Genomic DNA, 16313 nt, shown 5'->3' on the forward strand with positions numbered 1-16313 from the left:
CCATGGCTCATACAGACCACATCCTCATCGTCGACGACGACCGCGAGATCCGCCGCATGGTCGGCGAGTACCTGCAGCGCAACGGTCTGCGCACCACGCTCGCAGCCGACGGCCGCGAGATGCGCGCGGCGCTGGACACCAGCGACGTCGACCTGATCGTGCTCGACGTGATGATGCCCGGCGAGGACGGTCTGTCCCTGTGCCGCAACCTGCGCGCCGGCAAGCACCGCAACGTGCCGGTGGTGATGCTCACCGCGCGCGACGAGGAGACCGATCGCATCGTCGGCCTGGAGATGGGTGCGGACGACTACGTGGTCAAGCCGTTCTCCGCGCGCGAGCTGCTGGCGCGCATCAACGCGGTGATCCGGCGCTCGCGCATGCTGCCGCCCAACCTGCAGGTCACCGAGGCCGGCCGGCTGATCGGCTTCGGCCAGTGGCGGCTGGACACCACCGCGCGCCACCTGCTCGACGAGGACGGCACCGCCTATCCGCTCAGCGGCGCGGAGTTCCGCCTGCTGCGCGTGTTCCTCGACCACCCGCAGCGCGTGCTCAGCCGCGACCAGCTGCTCAACCTCACCCGGGGCCGCGACGCCGAGTTGTTCGACCGCTCCATCGACCTGCTCGTCAGCCGCCTGCGCCAGCGCCTGCGCGACGACGCGCGCGGGCAGGCCTACATCAAGACCGTGCGCAGCGAGGGCTACGTGTTCTGCCAGCCCGTGGTCCTGCTCGGCGAGAACGCATGAACGCCCCCCCGCGCACCGGCTGGCGACGCCTGCTGCCACGCACCCTTGGCGCGCGCCTGACCTTGATCCTGTTCACCGGCTTGCTGCTCGCGCACGCGCTGTCCTTCGCGCTGCTGTTCTCCGAGCGCTACGTGGTCGCGCGTTCGATGATGCTCACCCACCTGGACCAGGACGTGGCCGTCAGCGTGGCCCTGCTCGAACGTCTGAGCCCGGCCGAGCGCGTGCGATGGGCGCCGCGCCTGGAGCGGCGCACCTACCGCTACCTGCCTGGCCCGGCGCGGCCCGGCGTGCCGCTGACCAGCGACCGCGCGCGCGAGGTCACCGCCCTGATCGACCGCAGCCTGAACCATCACTACCGCCTGCGGGCGCGCACGGTGTCCACCTCGCCGGAGCGCTTCGAGGTGGAGCTCACCCTGGCCGATGGCCAGCCGTTGACCATCGAGGTCACACCCTCGGTGATGCCGATCGCGCGCTGGCTGCCGGTGGTGCTGGCGGCGCAACTGGCGCTGCTGCTGCTGTGCGCGTGGCTGGCGGTGCGGCTGGCGACGCGTCCGCTGGTGCAACTGGCCGACGCGGTCGAGCGGCTGGACCCGGCGCGCACGCATCCGCCGCTGCCGCAGGAAGGGCCGGTGGAAGTGGTCAAGGCCGCCACCGCGTTCAATGCGATGCAGGCGCGCATCGGTCACTATCTCGCGGAGCGGCTGCAGATCCTGGCCGCGATCTCGCACGACCTGCAAACCCCGATCACGCGCATGAAGCTGCGCCTGGAAGCGATGGAGGAGGGCGCCGACCGCGACCGCCTGATCGGCGACCTGGAGCAGTTGCAGCAGTTGGTGCGCGAGGGCATCGCCTACGCGCGCAGCACCCACGGAGCCACCGGCCCAGCGGTGCGGCTGGACCTGCACGCATTGCTCGACAGCGTGGTGTGCGACTACCAGGACGCGGGCAAGCCGGTCACGCTGGGCGAATGCGCGCGCGCTTCGTTGAGCACGCGGCCGCCGACATTGCGGCGCATCGTCGAGAACCTGATCGACAACGCGGTGAAGTACGGCGGCGCCGCCGAGGTCGGCGTGCGCCAGCTCGATGACGGGCGCGTGGCCGTGGACGTGTGCGACCGTGGCCCGGGCATCCCCGAACAGGAGATGCAGGCGGTACTGCAACCGTTCTACCGGCTGGAGAGCTCGCGCAACCGCGATACCGGCGGCACCGGACTGGGGCTGGCCATCGCTCATCAGCTGGCGGCCACGCTGGACGGCGAACTCGTGCTCGCCAACCGTAGCGGCGGTGGCCTGCGCGCGACGCTGCTTCTGCCGGTGGCACCGGCCTCCACGGGGCGCTCTACGGGATGAGCAGGAGCTTGCCGGTCGTGCGGCGGCTCTCCATGTCCGCATGGGCCCGCGCGGCTTCGGCCAGCGGATGGACGCCCCCGATCCTGACCTTCAGCGCGCCGGCGGCGATCCAGTCGAACAGGCGCGCGGCGCGGCCGCGCAGCAGCTCGCGGGTCGCGACATGGTCGGAGAAGACCGCGTAGCCGAGCTTGATGCTCTTGGGCAAGCTCATCACGTCGATGGGCCCGGGCCCGCCGAGCACCGGCCCGTACCAGCAAAAGGTCCCGCTGCGGCGCAAGGCGGCCAGGGAAGCCTGGAAGGTCTGCGGACCCGAGCCGTCGTAGACCACGTGCACTCCTTCGCCGCCGGAGAGGCGGACCGCCTCGTCGGCGAACCGGCCCTCGGCGTCGACGATCACATGGTCGGCGCCCGCCTCGAGCGCGACGGCGACCTTGTCCGCGTGCGATACGCGGCCGATGACACGGCCCCCCCTCAGCTTGATGATCTGGGTGAGGAGCAGGCCCAGGCCGCCGGCGGCCGCATGGACGAGCGCGACCTCGCCGGGCTGCACGGGGTGGAAGTCGGTGGCGAAGTGGCTCGCGGTCAGACCCTGCATCATCACCGCCGCCGCCGTGCGCTCGTCGAGGGCGTCGGGCAGCGGCACGAGCGCGTCGACCGGGATGGAGATCCGTTCGGCGTAGCTGCCAGGCGCGTAGACCCAGGCGACCCGGCGTCCCACCCACGCCGGCTCGACGCCGGCGCCAACCGACAGGACTCGCCCGGCGCCTTCGACACCCAGGATCTTCGGGTCCGGCATGTCGCTCCAGGCGAGCCCCCGCCGCACCCCCGTGTCCATGAAGTTCACGCCCGCCGCGGCGATCTCCACGAGCGCCTCGCCCGGCCCCACGACCGGCTCGGGACGCTCCACGAACGCCATGACCTCGGGCCCGCCCTGGCGGGTCATCACGACAGCTTTCATCGTTCTCTCCTCATGTTGAATGTTCATTCCAGAATCGTGCAAAAAAAAGGAAGCTCACCGCAGGGCGCGCAGCGCGAGCCGGCCCAGGCCGCGCAGCTGGTCGGCTTTGGCGCCGCCCCGGGCGGCGATGCGGATGGCGGCGAAGCTCGCGAGGAGGAAACCCGCCGCCTCTTCGGGCTTCAGATCGACGCCGACGTCGCCGTCGGCCTGGGCCGCGCGCACGCGTTCGACGATCATGCCGTGCAGCGCTCGCTCGGCGGCGTCGTGGATTTTCGCCAGATCGGCCCGCGCGCGGCCGAACTCACAGATGGACCCCACTCCGAGGCAGGCCTGCCCGGCGTCCTTGACCAGGCGCTCCACCATGGCCCGAAGGCCTTCGATGGCCCGCGGCCGACTGCGCAGGGCCGCGGCGTGGGCTTCGCCTTCCTGGGCCGCATAGCGCCGTACGGCGGCGCAATAGACGCCCCATTTGTCGCCGAAGGTGTCGTAGAGGCTCTGTCGGCCGATCCCCATGGCCTTGACCAGCATGTCGGCCGAGGTCCCCTCGAAGCCATGCTCGCGGAACACGCCGATCGCGGCATCCAGCGCCTCCTCCGTGTCGAACGCCTTGGGTCTGGCCATGGTCGTTGGATACATGATTTTGGAACGGATGGTCAAGAAAGAGCGGCGGGCCGCCGCCCTTTTCCGGCCTAGCGCAGCTCGGTCACGTCGAGCACCGCCTGGGCGAAGGCATCGGGCGCCTCCTGCGGCAGGTTGTGGCCGATCCCCCCGGTGATCAGGCGATGGGCGTAGGGCCCGGAAAACCTCGCCCTGTAGGCCGCTGGCTGCGGATGGGGCGCGCCGTTGGCGTCGCCTTCCATCGTGATCGTCGGCACGCCGATCACGGGGAACCGCGCGAGGCGGCTCTCGAGGGCGTCGTAGCGGGCCTCGCCGGCCGCCAGGCCCAGGCGCCAGCGGTAGTTGTGGACGACGATCGACACATGGTCGGGATTGTCGAAGGCCTGGGCCGAGCGGGCGAAGGTCGCCTCGCTGAATTGCCATTGCGGCGAGGCGGTCCGCCAGATGAGCCGGGTGAAGTCGCGCAGGTTGCGTTCGTAGCCGAGGCGGCCACGCTCGGTGGCGAGGTAGAACTGGTACCACCAGGAAAGCTCCGCCTCCGGCGTCAGGGGCTCCTGGTTGGCCTGCGGGCTGCCAATCAGATAGCCGCTCACCGAGACCAGCGCCGTGCAGCGCTCCGGCCAGAGCGCCGCGACGATGTCGGCGGTGCGCGCGCCCCAGTCGAAGCCGGCGATCACCGCCTGGGCGAGACCCAGCGCGTCCATGAGGTTGATCACGTCGATGGCAAGGGCCGCCTGCTGCCCGTTGCGGACGGCGTCTCCGGAGCGGAAGCGTGTCGTCCCGTAGCCACGGAGGTGGGGCACGATGACCCGGCGCCCGGCGGCCGTCAGCCGCGGGACGACGTCCACGAAGCTGTGGATGTCGTAGGGCCATCCGTGCAGCAGGATCACCGGCGGGCCGTCGGGCGGGCCGAAGTCGGCGTAGCCGATGGAGAGGTCGCCGGCGTCGATCTGTTGGATCGGCGCCCAGGGAGCGGGCGGGGCGGGCAGGGTGGGCTCGGCGAGTGCCGCACAGGCGAGCTGGTTCCAGGCGCCGACGGCGAAGGCCCCCGCGATGAGCAGGCGGCGCCGGCCTGGATTGGCGAGGTCGTCGGGTTTGAAGGTCATGGGCGGTCTCCTGGCTTGTCTCTGGTCGGTTGGACGCGAGCTCAGGCGAGGTCGAGCGTCACGGCGATGTTGCCGCGCGTGGCCTTGGAGTAGGGGCAGGTCTGGTGGGCCGCCTCGATGAGCGAGCGGGCGAGGTTCGCCTCCAGGCCCGGCAGGCTCACCTTCAGGCGCGCCTGCAGGAAGAAGGCGCCCGCCGTCGTGCCGAGATCCACCTCGGCGTCGACCGCGGCGCCGGCGGGGAGGGTCACGTTCATGCCGCGCGCGGCGAGGCTCATCGCCCCGATGAAGCAGGCCGACCAGCCGGCGGCGAACAGCTGCTCGGGGTTGGTGCCCGCTCCGGCGGACCCGGGCGGCGACAGCTTGATGTCGAGCCGGCCGTCCGAGCTGCGCGCGGTGCCGTCGCGGCCGCCGGTCGTATGCGTCTTGCCAGTGTAGAGAACGTTTTCGATGGGGGACATGGATTGCTCCTGTTGGTCGGAACCGATTTAATCGGTTCCGAGTTGATAACCCGAGCCCGTGGCATTCGTCAACCTTCCGATTCAATCGGGTCCGAGCTATATGTAGTCGGTCTCCATCACACGAAGGCCCACATGACCAAGTCCCAGAACCCGAAGCCCCCGAAGTTGGCGGACTTCATGTGCTTCGCGATCTACTCGGCCAACCTGGCGTACGGGCGGGCCTACAAGCCCATCCTCGACGAGCTGGGAGTGAGCTACACCCAGTGGATCATCATCGTCGCCCTGTGGGAGGAGGACGAGCAAACGGTCGGCGGCCTGGGCGCCAGGCTCTTCTTGGAATCCAACACGCTCACGCCGATCCTCAAGAAGCTGGAGACCCTCGGCTATCTGAAGCGCCGACGCGATCCAGCCGACGAGCGCCAGGTGATCGTCAGCCTGACCGAGGCGGGTCGCCAGCTGCGCGAGAAGGGCCTGCAAAAGACCTTGGTCAAGGCGGCCGGCCTCGAGCCGGAAGAATTCGCCACGCTGCAGCGCGCCGTCACCAGGCTTCGCGACAACCTCATCCGCCACGCCGACGGGCAATAGACGGCCGCCGACGAGAGCGCTCGCCCCCCTCCGGCTCCTGCTTGGGATTACCTCCCAAGAGGGATGGAAACGTCAGCGGGTTCCATCCAGATTCATCCTCTCACCCAGTGAAGAGGAATGAATGAAGTACATTCTCCCGGCCAACCATGGTCTGCCCGAGCGCATCCTCGGCGACCCCGATCTTCTCCCGAAAACCGAAGAGGGAACACCGTCGCTGACAGACGTCCAATACGAGGCGCTCAGCCAGGGCGTTGCTCGTGGCACCTCGATGTTGGTGGTCGCCCCCACCTCCACGGGGAAGACGCTCATTGGAATCTGGGCCTTGAGCAGCTGGCTCTTCGCTCGTCCAGGCCGGCATGCCGTGTATCTGGTCACGCATCGCGCCCTGGCCCGACAGAAGTTCGAAGAATTCGTGGGGCGCCTGAGCGACCGGTATCTGGGTGGAGACAAGAGCGGCATCGTGCTCGCCAATGGAGACGCCGTCGAGGATGGAGCGGGTGGCGTTCCGACAGACCCCCTCGGGGCCCTCATCCTGGTGGCGACGTACGAGAAATATCTCGCGATGGTCTCTGGAAGCGGCATCCGCTCCGACATGAGCCATTGCGTCATCATCTGCGATGAAATCCAGATTCTGGGTGATCAGAATCGGGGCCGGAGCGTCGAGGTTCTCCTGACGCTGCTGCGCAAGACGCGATGGGGGCAGCTCATCGGGCTGTCCGCGGTGATCGACGCGCGCGACGCCAGGGACTTGAGGGAGTGGTTCAACGCCACCCTGATTCGACTCGATGGCCGGGAGAAGCACCTCCACTACGAATGCCGGACCCCCAGCCGGGTTCTTTCCTTCCGAACGGACAAGGCGGAAGCGGGCATTCAGAGCACGGCGCCCACTCCTCAAGCGCCAAACGATACGGCCTTGATCCTCGAGCAGTTGCTCAAGAACAAGGACGCGCTCCCCGTGGTCGTCTTCTGCATGACCCGTCGAAAGGTGGAACAACTGTCTCAGGCTCACGCCCGAAAGCTGGGCCTGACCGTTTCAGCGACACAGCCCCTGCTGCCCGAACTGAGGGAGTCAACCACCGCGGCGCGGGAACTCTCCCGCTTCATTCCCAAACGGTTCGCCTTCCACTCGGCGGAACTGATCGAGGAGGAGCGGATACTCGTCGAAAGCAAGCTGGAATCGAAACAGCTGGATCTGGTCTTCGCCACGAGCACGTTGGCCGCCGGGGTCAACTTCCCTTTCAAGACAGCGGTCTTCGACGACTGGAAGCGATGGGACGATCGAAGCAAGGGTCATGTGCCCATGCCCGCGAGCGAGTTCCACAACATGGCCGGGCGGGTCGGCCGCATGGGTTCGGGACACTCGCATGGCAGCGTCATCTTCACGGCCAAGGACAACTATCAAGAGAGACAATCCGTCACCTCCTACCTGAATCCCGACCAGTCGACGCCGCTCACTCCCCGGGTGACGCCCGATGACTTCAACCAGCTCGCGCTCCAGCTCGTCTCGTCCGGGGTATGCCAGACGCAAGAAGAGGTTTCCGACTTCCTGTCGAGCACCTTCAGCGCCATGCGTGAACTCGAATCGAACAAGATGGGGCTGTCACATTGGACGAGCGCCATGAGTCAATCCATCCAGGCGCTCAGGACATGGGGGTTCATGCTGTGAGGAAACTGCATGTCACGGAGGTAGGCCGCCAGGTGGCGTTCAGCGGATTGCGGCCCGACACCGCCCACTACCTGTTGGACTATCTGGGGAGCCGGCACGCCGAACTCTGCTCCTTCGTCCCGGATGGAGCGCAGCGGCCGGGCTCACCCCAACGTCTCAACTATTGCCTGATCAACGCCTGTCTGACCTCACCCGAGTTCTGGGGAGCCCACAGGGCGAGATCCATCCCCTATGGCTTCGATGTCCTCGTCCAGAATGATCCCGTCGTGGCCTATGCCTCGAGCCTCGCCGAGACGCAGTGGCAGGGCTACCGCGACGCCGCGAACGCCGCGATGCTTCTCATGGATTGGCTCGAGGGCGTTCCCCTCAATCTGCTGGAGGGCCAGTTCCCCAATGTCCGGGCTGGAAACATCCGCAGCCTGTGCAGGGATCTGGCCTGGGCCCTCTCCGGACTCTCCAACATCCTGGCGGCCGCCACCCAGCCCAACCTGTCGACCGAGGAGCGGCCCAGCTGTCTTCGCGCGCTGTCACCCGACGCGGTGAGGAGCCTTCGCCGTCTCCTGCAACCGCTTCGGATCCTCGTCTGGCGACTCAATGTCGGTCTGCCGCCGACGGTTCTCTGGATGACCGAATTGAAAACCGACAATGGAGAACGCGCGGTCTCCAGAGCCGAAGCCCTGTCCCTGCATCAAATCGGCCTCGGTTCCTTCGAGAGCCTCCGTCGCCGGAGCAACTGGGAGCACCTCGTCGAGATACTAGGCGCCAATGGCGCGACCGACCCACATGCGCGTGCGCGCGAGTTGCAACAGCTCGCCAACGGATGGCATGGCACCACCCGTAATCGCGCGAAAGCCCAGCAACTCCGCCGTCTGGACACCACCGACCAACCCCTGCTCGAGAACTTCTACCACAGCAGGGACAAGCACTTCGAGGCCGCGTTCCAGGCGCTGCTGGAGCGCGTTGGAATTCGCTATACCCTGTTCGACACGGGCCAGAAGCCAGGGGCTTTTGATTACCTGTTGCATGTCGAGGGCCGCCCCGACATCGCCGTCGAGTGCAAGACGAAGCAGGGAGACGGTCTGGTTGATCTCACCGCCGCGCGAGTCGTCCTGAGCAGCTCGGAGCAGTATGGGCACCGGGAAACGTTCTGCGTGACACTTTGCCAGCCCGGGGTGGATCCCAATGTCCCGGAGAATCTGCAGGCCTGCCCCCGGCTGTGCATCGTGGAAACGCATGATCTGGCCGAGGCGTTTACCCGCCTCATCCGCCAATCGCTCAGCCCGCAGTCCTTTCATGACTGGCTGGCCCAACCCGGGCAAGCCAGGGCGGAGACGCTTCTGGTTCACACTCGAGCTGTCACCGAGCCCGAGGTGATTTCGCCGCAGCCCACCTGAAGCAGGGTCCAGGCCGTGGTTTCCGGCCGCTGAGGCACGGCGGCCGTGTCACACGAGCCTGTGCCCACCGTCGACGTGCAGCGTCTCGCCGGTGGTGAAGCCGTTGCCCATGAGGAAGAGGACGGCATGGCCGATGTCGGCGGGCAGCCCCACCCGCCCGACGGGGAGCCGGCGCGCGTGCTGCTCGAGGCGCTCCTGCTTCGCGGCCCCCGCGAGGACTTCCCACATTCGGCGTGTCAATCCATCGGGGAGAGATGACATTTTCGCGGCGGTGGCGAAGCACCTGAGCTTCGTGGAGGCGGCGCGCAGGCTCGGCGTCCCCACCAGCTTTTGTTGAAGAAGCGGCGATGGACATGGTTTGCTCGTTTTGATTGAAATGATGGATTTGACGAGATAGGGTTGTCGGACCTCGTTCAAGGACGACATCGATGCTCGTGCGTGGGGTTGCACTGTCGGTCGTGTTGCTGGCCGTGGCTTGCGGTGGTGGACCCGAGGAGTTCGACACCTCACCGCTGGCCACCCGCTCGAACACCTTGTCCATCACGGTCGAAGATCAGGTGGTCGCGAGGCTGCCGAGTAGCACCGGGGCCGTGTATGGCTATGGTGAATACCTGCCGCCGGGGTATCTGACGTCGACCACGCACTATCCGGTCATCATCCACCTCAATGGGGCGGGAGAGTTCGGCACGTCCACCACCGAGGCGGATCTGCTGAACATCGTGACTCGTCACGGGGCGCTGAAGAAAATCCGATACACGACGCAGGGAAAAACCTACTTCGGCGAGCAGCAGGTGATGGTCTTCACGCCGCGAGCGGCGACGGGCTGGCAGCCCGCGGAAGTGAATGCGTTCATCGACTTCATCATCGCCAACTACCGCGTGGACACGACGCGCATCTACCTGACGGGCATCAGCATGGGGGGCTATGGTAGCTGGACGTATGCCTACGCGTATGGAAACAGGTTGGCGGCGCTGGCGCCCATGGCCACCAACATCGGGGCACCTGGTCCGACGGTGACCACGCTCCTGAACGTGCCGGTCTGGGGGGTGCACTCGTTCAATGATGGCACTTCGCTCTCGGCGGAACGGTCGTGGCTGCTCGGCGTGACGAAGAACTATGGGCAAAACCAGATGGTGGGTGTGCCGACTCCCTCGGCGACGGTGACCTATCTGTTCAGCGCCTCCACCCACGCCTGGACGTCACAGCCGGGCGTGGTGGCCACCGGGGGCTCCATCGCGCGCCTCACCGTCTACCCGGGCTCGGCGCATGACTGCTGGACGCAGACGTACGACAACGATGCCTTCTGGGATTGGATGCTCTCCCAGCAGCGTGGCTCCGTTCCCTAGCTCTTCTCGAGGCGAGTCCCCCCGAGCAGGAGGGACTCGCCTCGCGGGCGGGCCAGGGCTCACCGCTCGCTGAAGGTGCCCTCCGGCGCCGTGGCGGACCAGGTGTTGATGCGGACGTTGAGCGCCCGGAATTGCAGCGAGCTGTTCCAGTCACCCATCAGCACGACGAAGTTCGGCGTGGTGAGGGCTCGGCCATTCACCGAGCGCTCGAGGGTCGTCCCACTCACGGTGGCCCGGACGCCGTAGTAGACGTAGGGACTCCCGGCCTCGGGGGTGATCACCTGGGGCTGGAAGGCAGCTCCCGCGACGGGCCCGGTGGCCGTGCCATACCCCGCGTCGGTGATGACGGGCGTGAAGGCTCCCCGGGTGACCCCGTCCGCCCCCGCCGCGAAGTGACCGAAGTCGAGCGCTGACGGCGCGTGGGTCGCGGCCTGGATGAGCCGGATCAGGGGCGCGGGCACCGCGTCCGGCGCGAACTCCTCCTTCACGACGGTCAGCCGGACCTGTGCGCCCTCCGTGCCGCTCACCACGGCCAGGTAGCGCCGGCCCGCCTCGAGCGGACCTGTCGGGGCCTCGGCCAGCACCGTCGCGGCGCCATCGCCGGAGGCCGTGATCCGAAGCGTCCCTCCCGTCGGGGAGACCGGCAGATCTCCGATGGCCGGCGCGGCCCCATACCGGAGGTTGTTGGCGATGATTCGCGAGTTCTCGAGGACCTGGAGCGGGGTGGGAGTCGCTTCGGCCGTGGCCGGATTGACCGCGTGGAAGAAGTAGAGGAGCGGATCCCGCTTCAGGCGGACGGCTCCATCCTTCCCCGAGGGAACCAGCAGCAGCGCGGGAGCACCCTCGTCCTGCAAGGTGCGCCGGTCATCCCCCGTGGTGATGGCGAACCAGGCGCTCGCCGCCGCCAACGTCCCGCTCGGGGGAGAGAAGAACAGCTTGCCGCTCTGCGAGGGCGTGAAGTTGGGTGTGCCGATGATCGCCAGCCGCTGGAACTCCGCCGGGAGGGAGACGCCACCCGTGGTCGTGTCGGCCGAGTACGGCTCCACCGCGGTGGTGTAGGGCGTCGTGCCCGTCTCGTTGGCGAGCCGGCGGTTGCGACTGGTTCCCGTCACCCGGTCCGCCGTCACGTAGCGCACCCGGACCGTGCCCGCCTCCACCGGCTCGAAGGACTCCTTCAGCACCAGCAGCCGCGGCTTGTCCATGCGGTCCGCCCCGGCGTACACGACGTTCCCGGTGCCCACGAGGGTGAGCCGCTCGCCCTCCTCGAGGGTGATGGCCTCCGAGGCCGCCACCGGAGCCGCCGAGAGCTCCGACTCCGCGTCGCGCACGACGAACCGCACGCTCTGCCCGGGGGTCACCTCGAGCTCACGGTAGGCCGTCACCGCCTCGTCTCCTGGCTCCACCGGTACCGGGAACAGCTTCGTGTCCCCGACGTAGAGATCAATCTTGTACGGCGCCCACGGTGCGTCGGCCTTGTCGCTGGGGTTGTTCTTCAGACCCAGGTAGGCGTTGACGAAGCGGACGTAGGCCTTGGGCGCGACGGTGCCAGCGTCCGTGCCGCCATCGGTGCCCGCATCCGACGGGGGCTCGATGACCGGTCCACCATCCCCACCGTCCGGAAGAGGGTCTCCGCCGTCCACCGGGGTCCCCCCCGCGTCCGTGTCACCGGGCGGGTTCTCCGGGCCGCCGTCGTCGCAGCCGGTGGTGGTCCCGGCCGACAGGGCGAGGACCGTCATCAACAACCAGACACCCAGAACGTTCCTCTTCACGCGTGCTCTCCCACAGGAATGAGAAGACAGACATCCGTGCTCGTGGCTCATCGCTTGTCGCACTCGCCGCGCAGCGGGTAGATGCGGCCCTTGGACAGCTCATCGCGCAGGTAGAAGTAGGCCATGACCCCCGCGTTGAACTGCGCGTGCTGGAGCCACTCCGAGACCGCGGCGGAGTCCGTCCCCGCCTCGATCTCCGGGGTCAGCGGATTGTCGAGCGTGCAGACCTTCTTCCACAGGGTGGCGCCGCCGATGGCGCTCGGGTTGCCGCTGGGCGGCTCGCTCGAGCCGGTGCCGAACTTGCCGACGCGCACGAGATCGCAGGCGCCGCGAGCCGCGCCGAGCATGTTGGCGCCCCACTTGCCCCAGTCCGTCTCCCGGGGCGAGAAGTCGATGTCCACCTCGCCGTATTTGATCCACGCCTGCATGAATTCCGGAGTGAAGGTCACCGTGGTGCCGCCCGCGGCCATCCACGTCATGTAGCGCGCACCGCCGTGCTCCCCGAGCACCCGCTCGAACATCGCCAGATGGGGTGTGCCGGTGGAGGAGGTGCCGAACAACCCCTTGGCGAGGTTGGCCACGCGCGCCCCGTTGAGCGCGACCAGCGTCTTGGCGGCGCCGCTCTGCCCGTCACCCGCGCGGCCGTGGCAGTTGGCGCAGATGCCCTGGAACACCGCGGCTCCGGGCGTGGTGGAGTAGAGCTCGCCCCACGGCTGCTTGGGATTGCCCAGCTTGTCCTTCATCCACGGTTCGATGGACTCCGGCGGCGGCGCGTTGGCGTCGAAGCGGCAACCCGGCTTCGGCGTCCAGAAGTTGGTGGGGATGCGCTGGTGGGCGAGCGCCTCGTGCGCCTGGGTGATGGGGTAGCGCGTCAGGTAGTCGAAGGGCGGCACGCCGATGCTGGACTCCCAGTGGGTGTTGCGCGGCTCGTAGGGAACCTTGTCGGTGAAGTCCTCGGAGACCCAGCGCACGTCGGGGGGATCCTGGCAGGTGTCCTTCACGGCGAGCTCCGCCTGGCGCAGGCGCTCCTGACGGTTGGCTTCCTTCTGTGCCGTGCTCAGCCCGCTGTCGCGAGGCCAGTCCAGCGAGGCGAGCCAGCGCGCCACCAGCAGCGGCGCGCGGCAGTCCTGGCCGGGGACGTTGGCGGGCATGTGGATGATGCGCTCGTCGGTGTCGCGGGCGACGCGCTGGAAGAGCGTGCTGGCGGGGGTCGGGCCGCGCAGATCGGCGGCGAAGTCCGTCACCCCGAGGTTGACGTAGGAGCGCAGCCCGTTGCTCTCCTTCAGCGTGGTGGGGAACTGGAACAGGCTGCCGCCCGCGGAGAAGTCGAGCGAGGCAATCGCCGGGTTGCTGATCACCGCGAAGCCGTTCGGGTTGTGGCACTGGGCGCAGTTGGCGATGAAATAGCCCTGGAGTTCCAACTCCTGCGTGTTGCGCGGGCGCTTGCTCCCGGACGTCTCCAGCCTGGGCAGGTCCGCGCTCGAGCGGATGCCCGTGAGGACGCCGTAGCTGATCAACCGGTCCACCTGCGACAGCTCGTCCTCGAGCACGTCCGCCTCGGCGTCCACACCGCCTTCGCCACCGGGCCGGCGGTTGAGTTGCAGCGGGGTGAAGCCGAGGACGAAGTTCTGCGCCTCGGAGCCGGTATGACAGTCCACGCAGCGGTGGCGACCGGGGATGGCGTAGTTGCGCGTGGCGCCGGTGGCCTCGTCCGTGCGGTAGACGATGACCCGGTCGGAGAAGCTCGAGCCGTCGCGGTAGCGCAGGTCATGCAGCTCCGCCACCGTCTCGTCCTCGTTCCAGATGTACGTGCCGAAGAGCGAGTCCCGCCACGGCTGGCGTACGACGATGAGCCGCGTCTCGATCTTCCGGTAGCCCACCTGTCCCTGGGCGTCCTTCACCGGCTTGAAGAACGTCTTGTAGAAGCGGGTATTGGGGGGGATCTCGAAGTGCTTCGTCGTGGAGTCGTACCGGATGGACGTGCCAGCCGGGACGTGCACCTGACGCAGCTTCTTGGCGTGGTCCGAGAAGAGAGGGTAGGTGGGCGCGAAGGCGACGGTCCCCGACCGGGCCAGCTTCTCCGCGTCGAAGGTCACGATGTCGGTGTCCGTCTCGGACAGGAAGCGGGGCAGGGCGGTGGCGCGGGCGAACCAGGCATCCTTTTGTGAATCACTGCCCAGCGGCGCGTTCTCGGGGATGCAATGGCCCAGATCGGTCATCGCCTCGCCCACGCCACGCGCCACGTCCACGCCGCCGTCGCTCGAGCCTTCCTCCCGCACCTCGAAGGATCCCTCCGGCGTGCCCTGCGCGAGCCAGGAGGAGAGTGCCTGTCCGAGCGCCACCGCCTGCTTGAGCTGCTCGGAGGAGGGCAGGGGAGGCATGGCGCCCTGCGTGGCCATCCGGGCCATGGCGGGGGCCGTCTCCCTCAGGCTGGCGAGGTCCGAGGTGTATTGGAAGCCACCCCGTATCTCGGGGGCCTCGTGGCACGAGCCACACTGCGCGTCCACGCGCGCCCTCAGGTTGTCGAAGGTCTCCGTGACGGCCTCACGCGTCGCCGCGCGGCGCAGGGGAATGCGCTCGTTCGAGCGGGCCGGGGTGCAGGTGATGCGAGGCGGGCCCGCGTCACCCGCGTCGGGCCCGCTCCCGTCCGTCGAGCCGGCGTCCGGGACGACAGCGGGCGTCTCCGGGGACGGGCAGCCGCCCATCGTGGCAACCACGAACATGGACACACCGAGAGCGAGGCCCGTGACGAGCCCATTCCTTGTCATCACCATGAGACGGGATCTCCTCCTGCGCTGCGCGAGCCTTATCGGAGAAAGGGGAGAGGGGTTTGAAAAAACATCGTCACGATTGTATGTCTTTGACGAAAGGGTGACGGCCGGAGGAGCGGGAGGCTCCTCCGGCCGTGGAATGGCTCAGGGGGTGGGATTCAGCTCACAGGCCCTTGCACACGCCGGCGCCGCGGCCCAGGTCCCCGCCGCAGTCGAGCGGGCTGACGGTGCTGCAGGAGATGAAGCCCTGCTGGACCAGGAGGTCCTCGAAGTCCTGGGTGTTGGTGCTGTAGACCCAGTCATACAGGGCCTGCTCCTGGGTGGCCTTGGCGTAGTTCACGTTCTCGTTGAGGAAGAGCTTGCGCGAGAGCGGGTAGACGCCCGAGGTGTTGCTGGCGATCAGCTTGCGGACGTTGGCCGCGGTGGGGGCGATGCCGTCCACCTTGAGCGCCGCGTTGCCGGTGCGCCTGGCCGAGTCACCGGCGTAGCCGATGGCGTTGGCGTTGTTGGCCGTCAGCTTGCCGATGCAGGTGGTGGCGCTGTCGGAGGTGGTGCAGGGCGAGGGGTTGGTGGAGGACTCGTCCTTGATGACGACCACGTCGGCGCAGAACGTGGTGCAGCCGAGCAGCGACTTGAAGGTGTCCGTCGTGCCGGACAGGTCGTCACGGCGGTACTTCGCGATGGTGCCGGCGGTGGGGCGGCCCAGCGCGGACCAGTTGCTGACGCAGGTGGTGGCGCTGCCGCTGCCGTCGCCACAGAAGGCCTTCTTCAGGTTGGCCGTGGAGATGCTGTTGCCGGCCAGGGCGCTATAGGTGGAGCTGCTCACGAAGGCGTTCACCGCGTCGAGCGCGACGACGTTGCTGGACTCGCCAGGGCAGCACGCGCCGCCGGAGGCGGAGCCACCCGCGCAGGTGCCCGCCTTGAAGTCGCGCGACATGGGCGCGAGCGTCTGCTGACGGCCAATACAGGACGTGCCAGAGCCGTTGCGCAGACAGCCCTCACCCACGCTCGAGCCCTTGCCCTCGATGGTCAGGCCCGCGCCCGACTGGACGTTGGCGGCGACCAGGGCCTCCTTCAGGGTGTCCGAGCCGTAGAACTCGTTGTTGGGACCCAGATTCTGCACCACCGAGCCGAGCTGCTGCTGCTCGGTGCTCATGGACTCGCCACCACAGCCCACCACGGACATCGTCACCACCACGGCGGCCGACATGGCCCACTTCATCTTGTTCATGACGAATGCTCCCAGTTGCGAGGGTTTGATTCTGGACAAAGGCAGTGCCTCTCCGCCAAGCGGGTACGGGAACGCGGGCTTCGGGGAGAGGCGTCGAGCCCGGTCGGGCCGGTTCGACGGGGCGCAAGGTGCCTCAATCCCCGGACTCTTCGCGCTCCAATTGCGTCAAATCTCCGCCAATGGCGGTTCACATGTCATAAATGTCTATCGTGTCACGGATGGCGCACGGCGCCTCCCGCTCCGACGCTCGCCGGGCGAGCAGACACGAAGTTGACGCAAATGACACATCCCACCCCATACAGACGGGGAAGGGCGGACC

General features: G+C 67.8%; 14 protein-coding genes. 6 read left to right on the top strand and 8 right to left on the bottom strand.

From position 1 onward, the window contains the following. The first annotated feature begins 2 nt into the window (after positions 1–2). On the top strand, positions 3–743 hold the full coding sequence (locus D187_RS42530) for a response regulator (protein WP_002620711.1): 741 nt from the start codon (positions 3–5) through the stop codon (positions 741–743). Continuing rightward, positions 740–2092 carry an ATP-binding protein gene (locus tag D187_RS42535; RefSeq protein WP_043434284.1) on the top strand — a complete coding sequence of 451 codons (1353 nt, stop codon included), beginning with the start codon at positions 740–742 and terminating at the stop codon, positions 2090–2092. Before D187_RS42530 ends, D187_RS42535 begins: the two co-directional genes overlap by 4 nt. Here D187_RS42535 and D187_RS42540 read toward each other — a convergent pair. The 4 genes from D187_RS42540 to D187_RS42555 all read right to left on the bottom strand — a co-directional run bounded on the left by D187_RS42540 (position 2082) and on the right by D187_RS42555 (position 5232). Then, positions 2082–3050, bottom strand: a complete 969-nt coding sequence (locus tag D187_RS42540) for a quinone oxidoreductase family protein (RefSeq protein WP_002620713.1) — start codon at positions 3048–3050, stop codon at positions 2082–2084. The genes D187_RS42535 and D187_RS42540 overlap by 11 nt on opposite strands. Before the next feature lie 54 nt (positions 3051–3104). Then, a complete protein-coding gene (locus D187_RS42545) occupies positions 3105–3671 on the bottom strand; it encodes a TetR/AcrR family transcriptional regulator (RefSeq protein WP_002620714.1) in 567 nt (188 codons plus the stop codon). Between the two features lie 68 nt (positions 3672–3739). After that, on the bottom strand, positions 3740–4774 hold the full coding sequence (locus D187_RS42550; protein ID WP_002620715.1) for an alpha/beta fold hydrolase: 1035 nt from the start codon (positions 4772–4774) through the stop codon (positions 3740–3742). A gap of 41 nt (positions 4775–4815) precedes the next feature. Continuing rightward, positions 4816–5232: an organic hydroperoxide resistance protein gene (locus D187_RS42555; RefSeq protein ID WP_002620716.1), complete on the bottom strand. Its 417-nt coding sequence runs from the start codon at positions 5230–5232 to the stop codon at positions 4816–4818. A 132-nt stretch (positions 5233–5364) separates the two neighbouring features. Here D187_RS42555 and D187_RS42560 point away from each other — a divergent pair, with 132 nt between their 5' ends. The 3 genes from D187_RS42560 (at position 5365) to D187_RS42570 (ending at position 8877) form a co-directional block, all read left to right on the top strand. Next, entirely contained in the window at positions 5365–5817 is a 453-nt protein-coding gene (locus D187_RS42560; protein WP_002620717.1) for a MarR family winged helix-turn-helix transcriptional regulator, read from the top strand. 121 nt (positions 5818–5938) lie between these two features. Then, positions 5939–7483 carry a DEAD/DEAH box helicase gene (locus tag D187_RS42565; RefSeq protein WP_002620718.1) on the top strand — a complete coding sequence of 515 codons (1545 nt, stop codon included), beginning with the start codon at positions 5939–5941 and terminating at the stop codon, positions 7481–7483. Then, positions 7423–8877 (top strand): DEAD/DEAH box helicase, encoded by a 1455-nt coding sequence (locus tag D187_RS42570; RefSeq protein ID WP_245591964.1) that lies wholly within the window; start codon positions 7423–7425, stop codon positions 8875–8877. Before D187_RS42565 ends, D187_RS42570 begins: the two co-directional genes overlap by 61 nt. Positions 8878–8925: 48 nt before the next feature. On the opposite strand, the gene D187_RS42575 is transcribed toward D187_RS42570, so the two are convergent. Continuing rightward, on the bottom strand, positions 8926–9105 hold the full coding sequence (locus tag D187_RS42575) for an SDR family oxidoreductase (protein WP_002620720.1): 180 nt from the start codon (positions 9103–9105) through the stop codon (positions 8926–8928). Positions 9106–9305: 200 nt separating this feature from the next. Here D187_RS42575 and D187_RS42580 point away from each other — a divergent pair, with 200 nt between their 5' ends. Continuing rightward, positions 9306–10223 (top strand): carboxylesterase family protein, encoded by a 918-nt coding sequence (locus D187_RS42580; protein WP_002620721.1) that lies wholly within the window; start codon positions 9306–9308, stop codon positions 10221–10223. Between the two features lie 59 nt (positions 10224–10282). Here the strand turns inward: D187_RS42580 and D187_RS42585 are convergent, their stop codons facing one another. The 3 genes from D187_RS42585 to D187_RS42595 all read right to left on the bottom strand — a co-directional run bounded on the left by D187_RS42585 (position 10283) and on the right by D187_RS42595 (position 15994). Then, a complete protein-coding gene (locus tag D187_RS42585; protein WP_043434288.1) occupies positions 10283–11992 on the bottom strand; it encodes a DUF4397 domain-containing protein in 1710 nt (569 codons plus the stop codon). Between the two features lie 47 nt (positions 11993–12039). After that, a complete protein-coding gene (locus D187_RS42590) occupies positions 12040–14766 on the bottom strand; it encodes a hypothetical protein (protein ID WP_002620724.1) in 2727 nt (908 codons plus the stop codon). 160 nt (positions 14767–14926) lie between these two features. Continuing rightward, a complete protein-coding gene (locus tag D187_RS42595; RefSeq protein WP_043434290.1) occupies positions 14927–15994 on the bottom strand; it encodes a type 2 periplasmic-binding domain-containing protein in 1068 nt (355 codons plus the stop codon). Positions 15995–16313: the final 319 nt, after the last annotated feature.

It is taken from the genome of Cystobacter fuscus DSM 2262 (genome assembly GCF_000335475.2).
In the GTDB taxonomy this organism is placed as follows: domain Bacteria; phylum Myxococcota; class Myxococcia; order Myxococcales; family Myxococcaceae; genus Cystobacter; species Cystobacter fuscus.

What these genes read in the sequence shown, in the direction of transcription:
- D187_RS42530 (WP_002620711.1), top strand. Translation starts at nt 3, where the DNA reads ATGGCTCATACAGACCACATCCTCATCGTCGACGACGACCGCGAGATC.
- D187_RS42535 (WP_043434284.1), top strand. Translation starts at nt 740, where the DNA reads ATGAACGCCCCCCCGCGCACCGGCTGGCGACGCCTGCTGCCACGCACC.
- D187_RS42540 (WP_002620713.1), bottom strand. Translation starts at nt 3,050, where the DNA reads ATGAAAGCTGTCGTGATGACCCGCCAGGGCGGGCCCGAGGTCATGGCG.
- D187_RS42545 (WP_002620714.1), bottom strand. Translation starts at nt 3,671, where the DNA reads ATGGCCAGACCCAAGGCGTTCGACACGGAGGAGGCGCTGGATGCCGCG.
- D187_RS42550 (WP_002620715.1), bottom strand. Translation starts at nt 4,774, where the DNA reads ATGACCTTCAAACCCGACGACCTCGCCAATCCAGGCCGGCGCCGCCTG.
- D187_RS42555 (WP_002620716.1), bottom strand. Translation starts at nt 5,232, where the DNA reads ATGTCCCCCATCGAAAACGTTCTCTACACTGGCAAGACGCATACGACC.
- D187_RS42560 (WP_002620717.1), top strand. Translation starts at nt 5,365, where the DNA reads ATGACCAAGTCCCAGAACCCGAAGCCCCCGAAGTTGGCGGACTTCATG.
- D187_RS42565 (WP_002620718.1), top strand. Translation starts at nt 5,939, where the DNA reads ATGAAGTACATTCTCCCGGCCAACCATGGTCTGCCCGAGCGCATCCTC.
- D187_RS42575 (WP_002620720.1), bottom strand. Translation starts at nt 9,105, where the DNA reads ATGTGGGAAGTCCTCGCGGGGGCCGCGAAGCAGGAGCGCCTCGAGCAG.
- D187_RS42580 (WP_002620721.1), top strand. Translation starts at nt 9,306, where the DNA reads ATGCTCGTGCGTGGGGTTGCACTGTCGGTCGTGTTGCTGGCCGTGGCT.
- D187_RS42590 (WP_002620724.1), bottom strand. Translation starts at nt 14,766, where the DNA reads ATGGTGATGACAAGGAATGGGCTCGTCACGGGCCTCGCTCTCGGTGTG.
- D187_RS42595 (WP_043434290.1), bottom strand. Translation starts at nt 15,994, where the DNA reads ATGAACAAGATGAAGTGGGCCATGTCGGCCGCCGTGGTGGTGACGATG.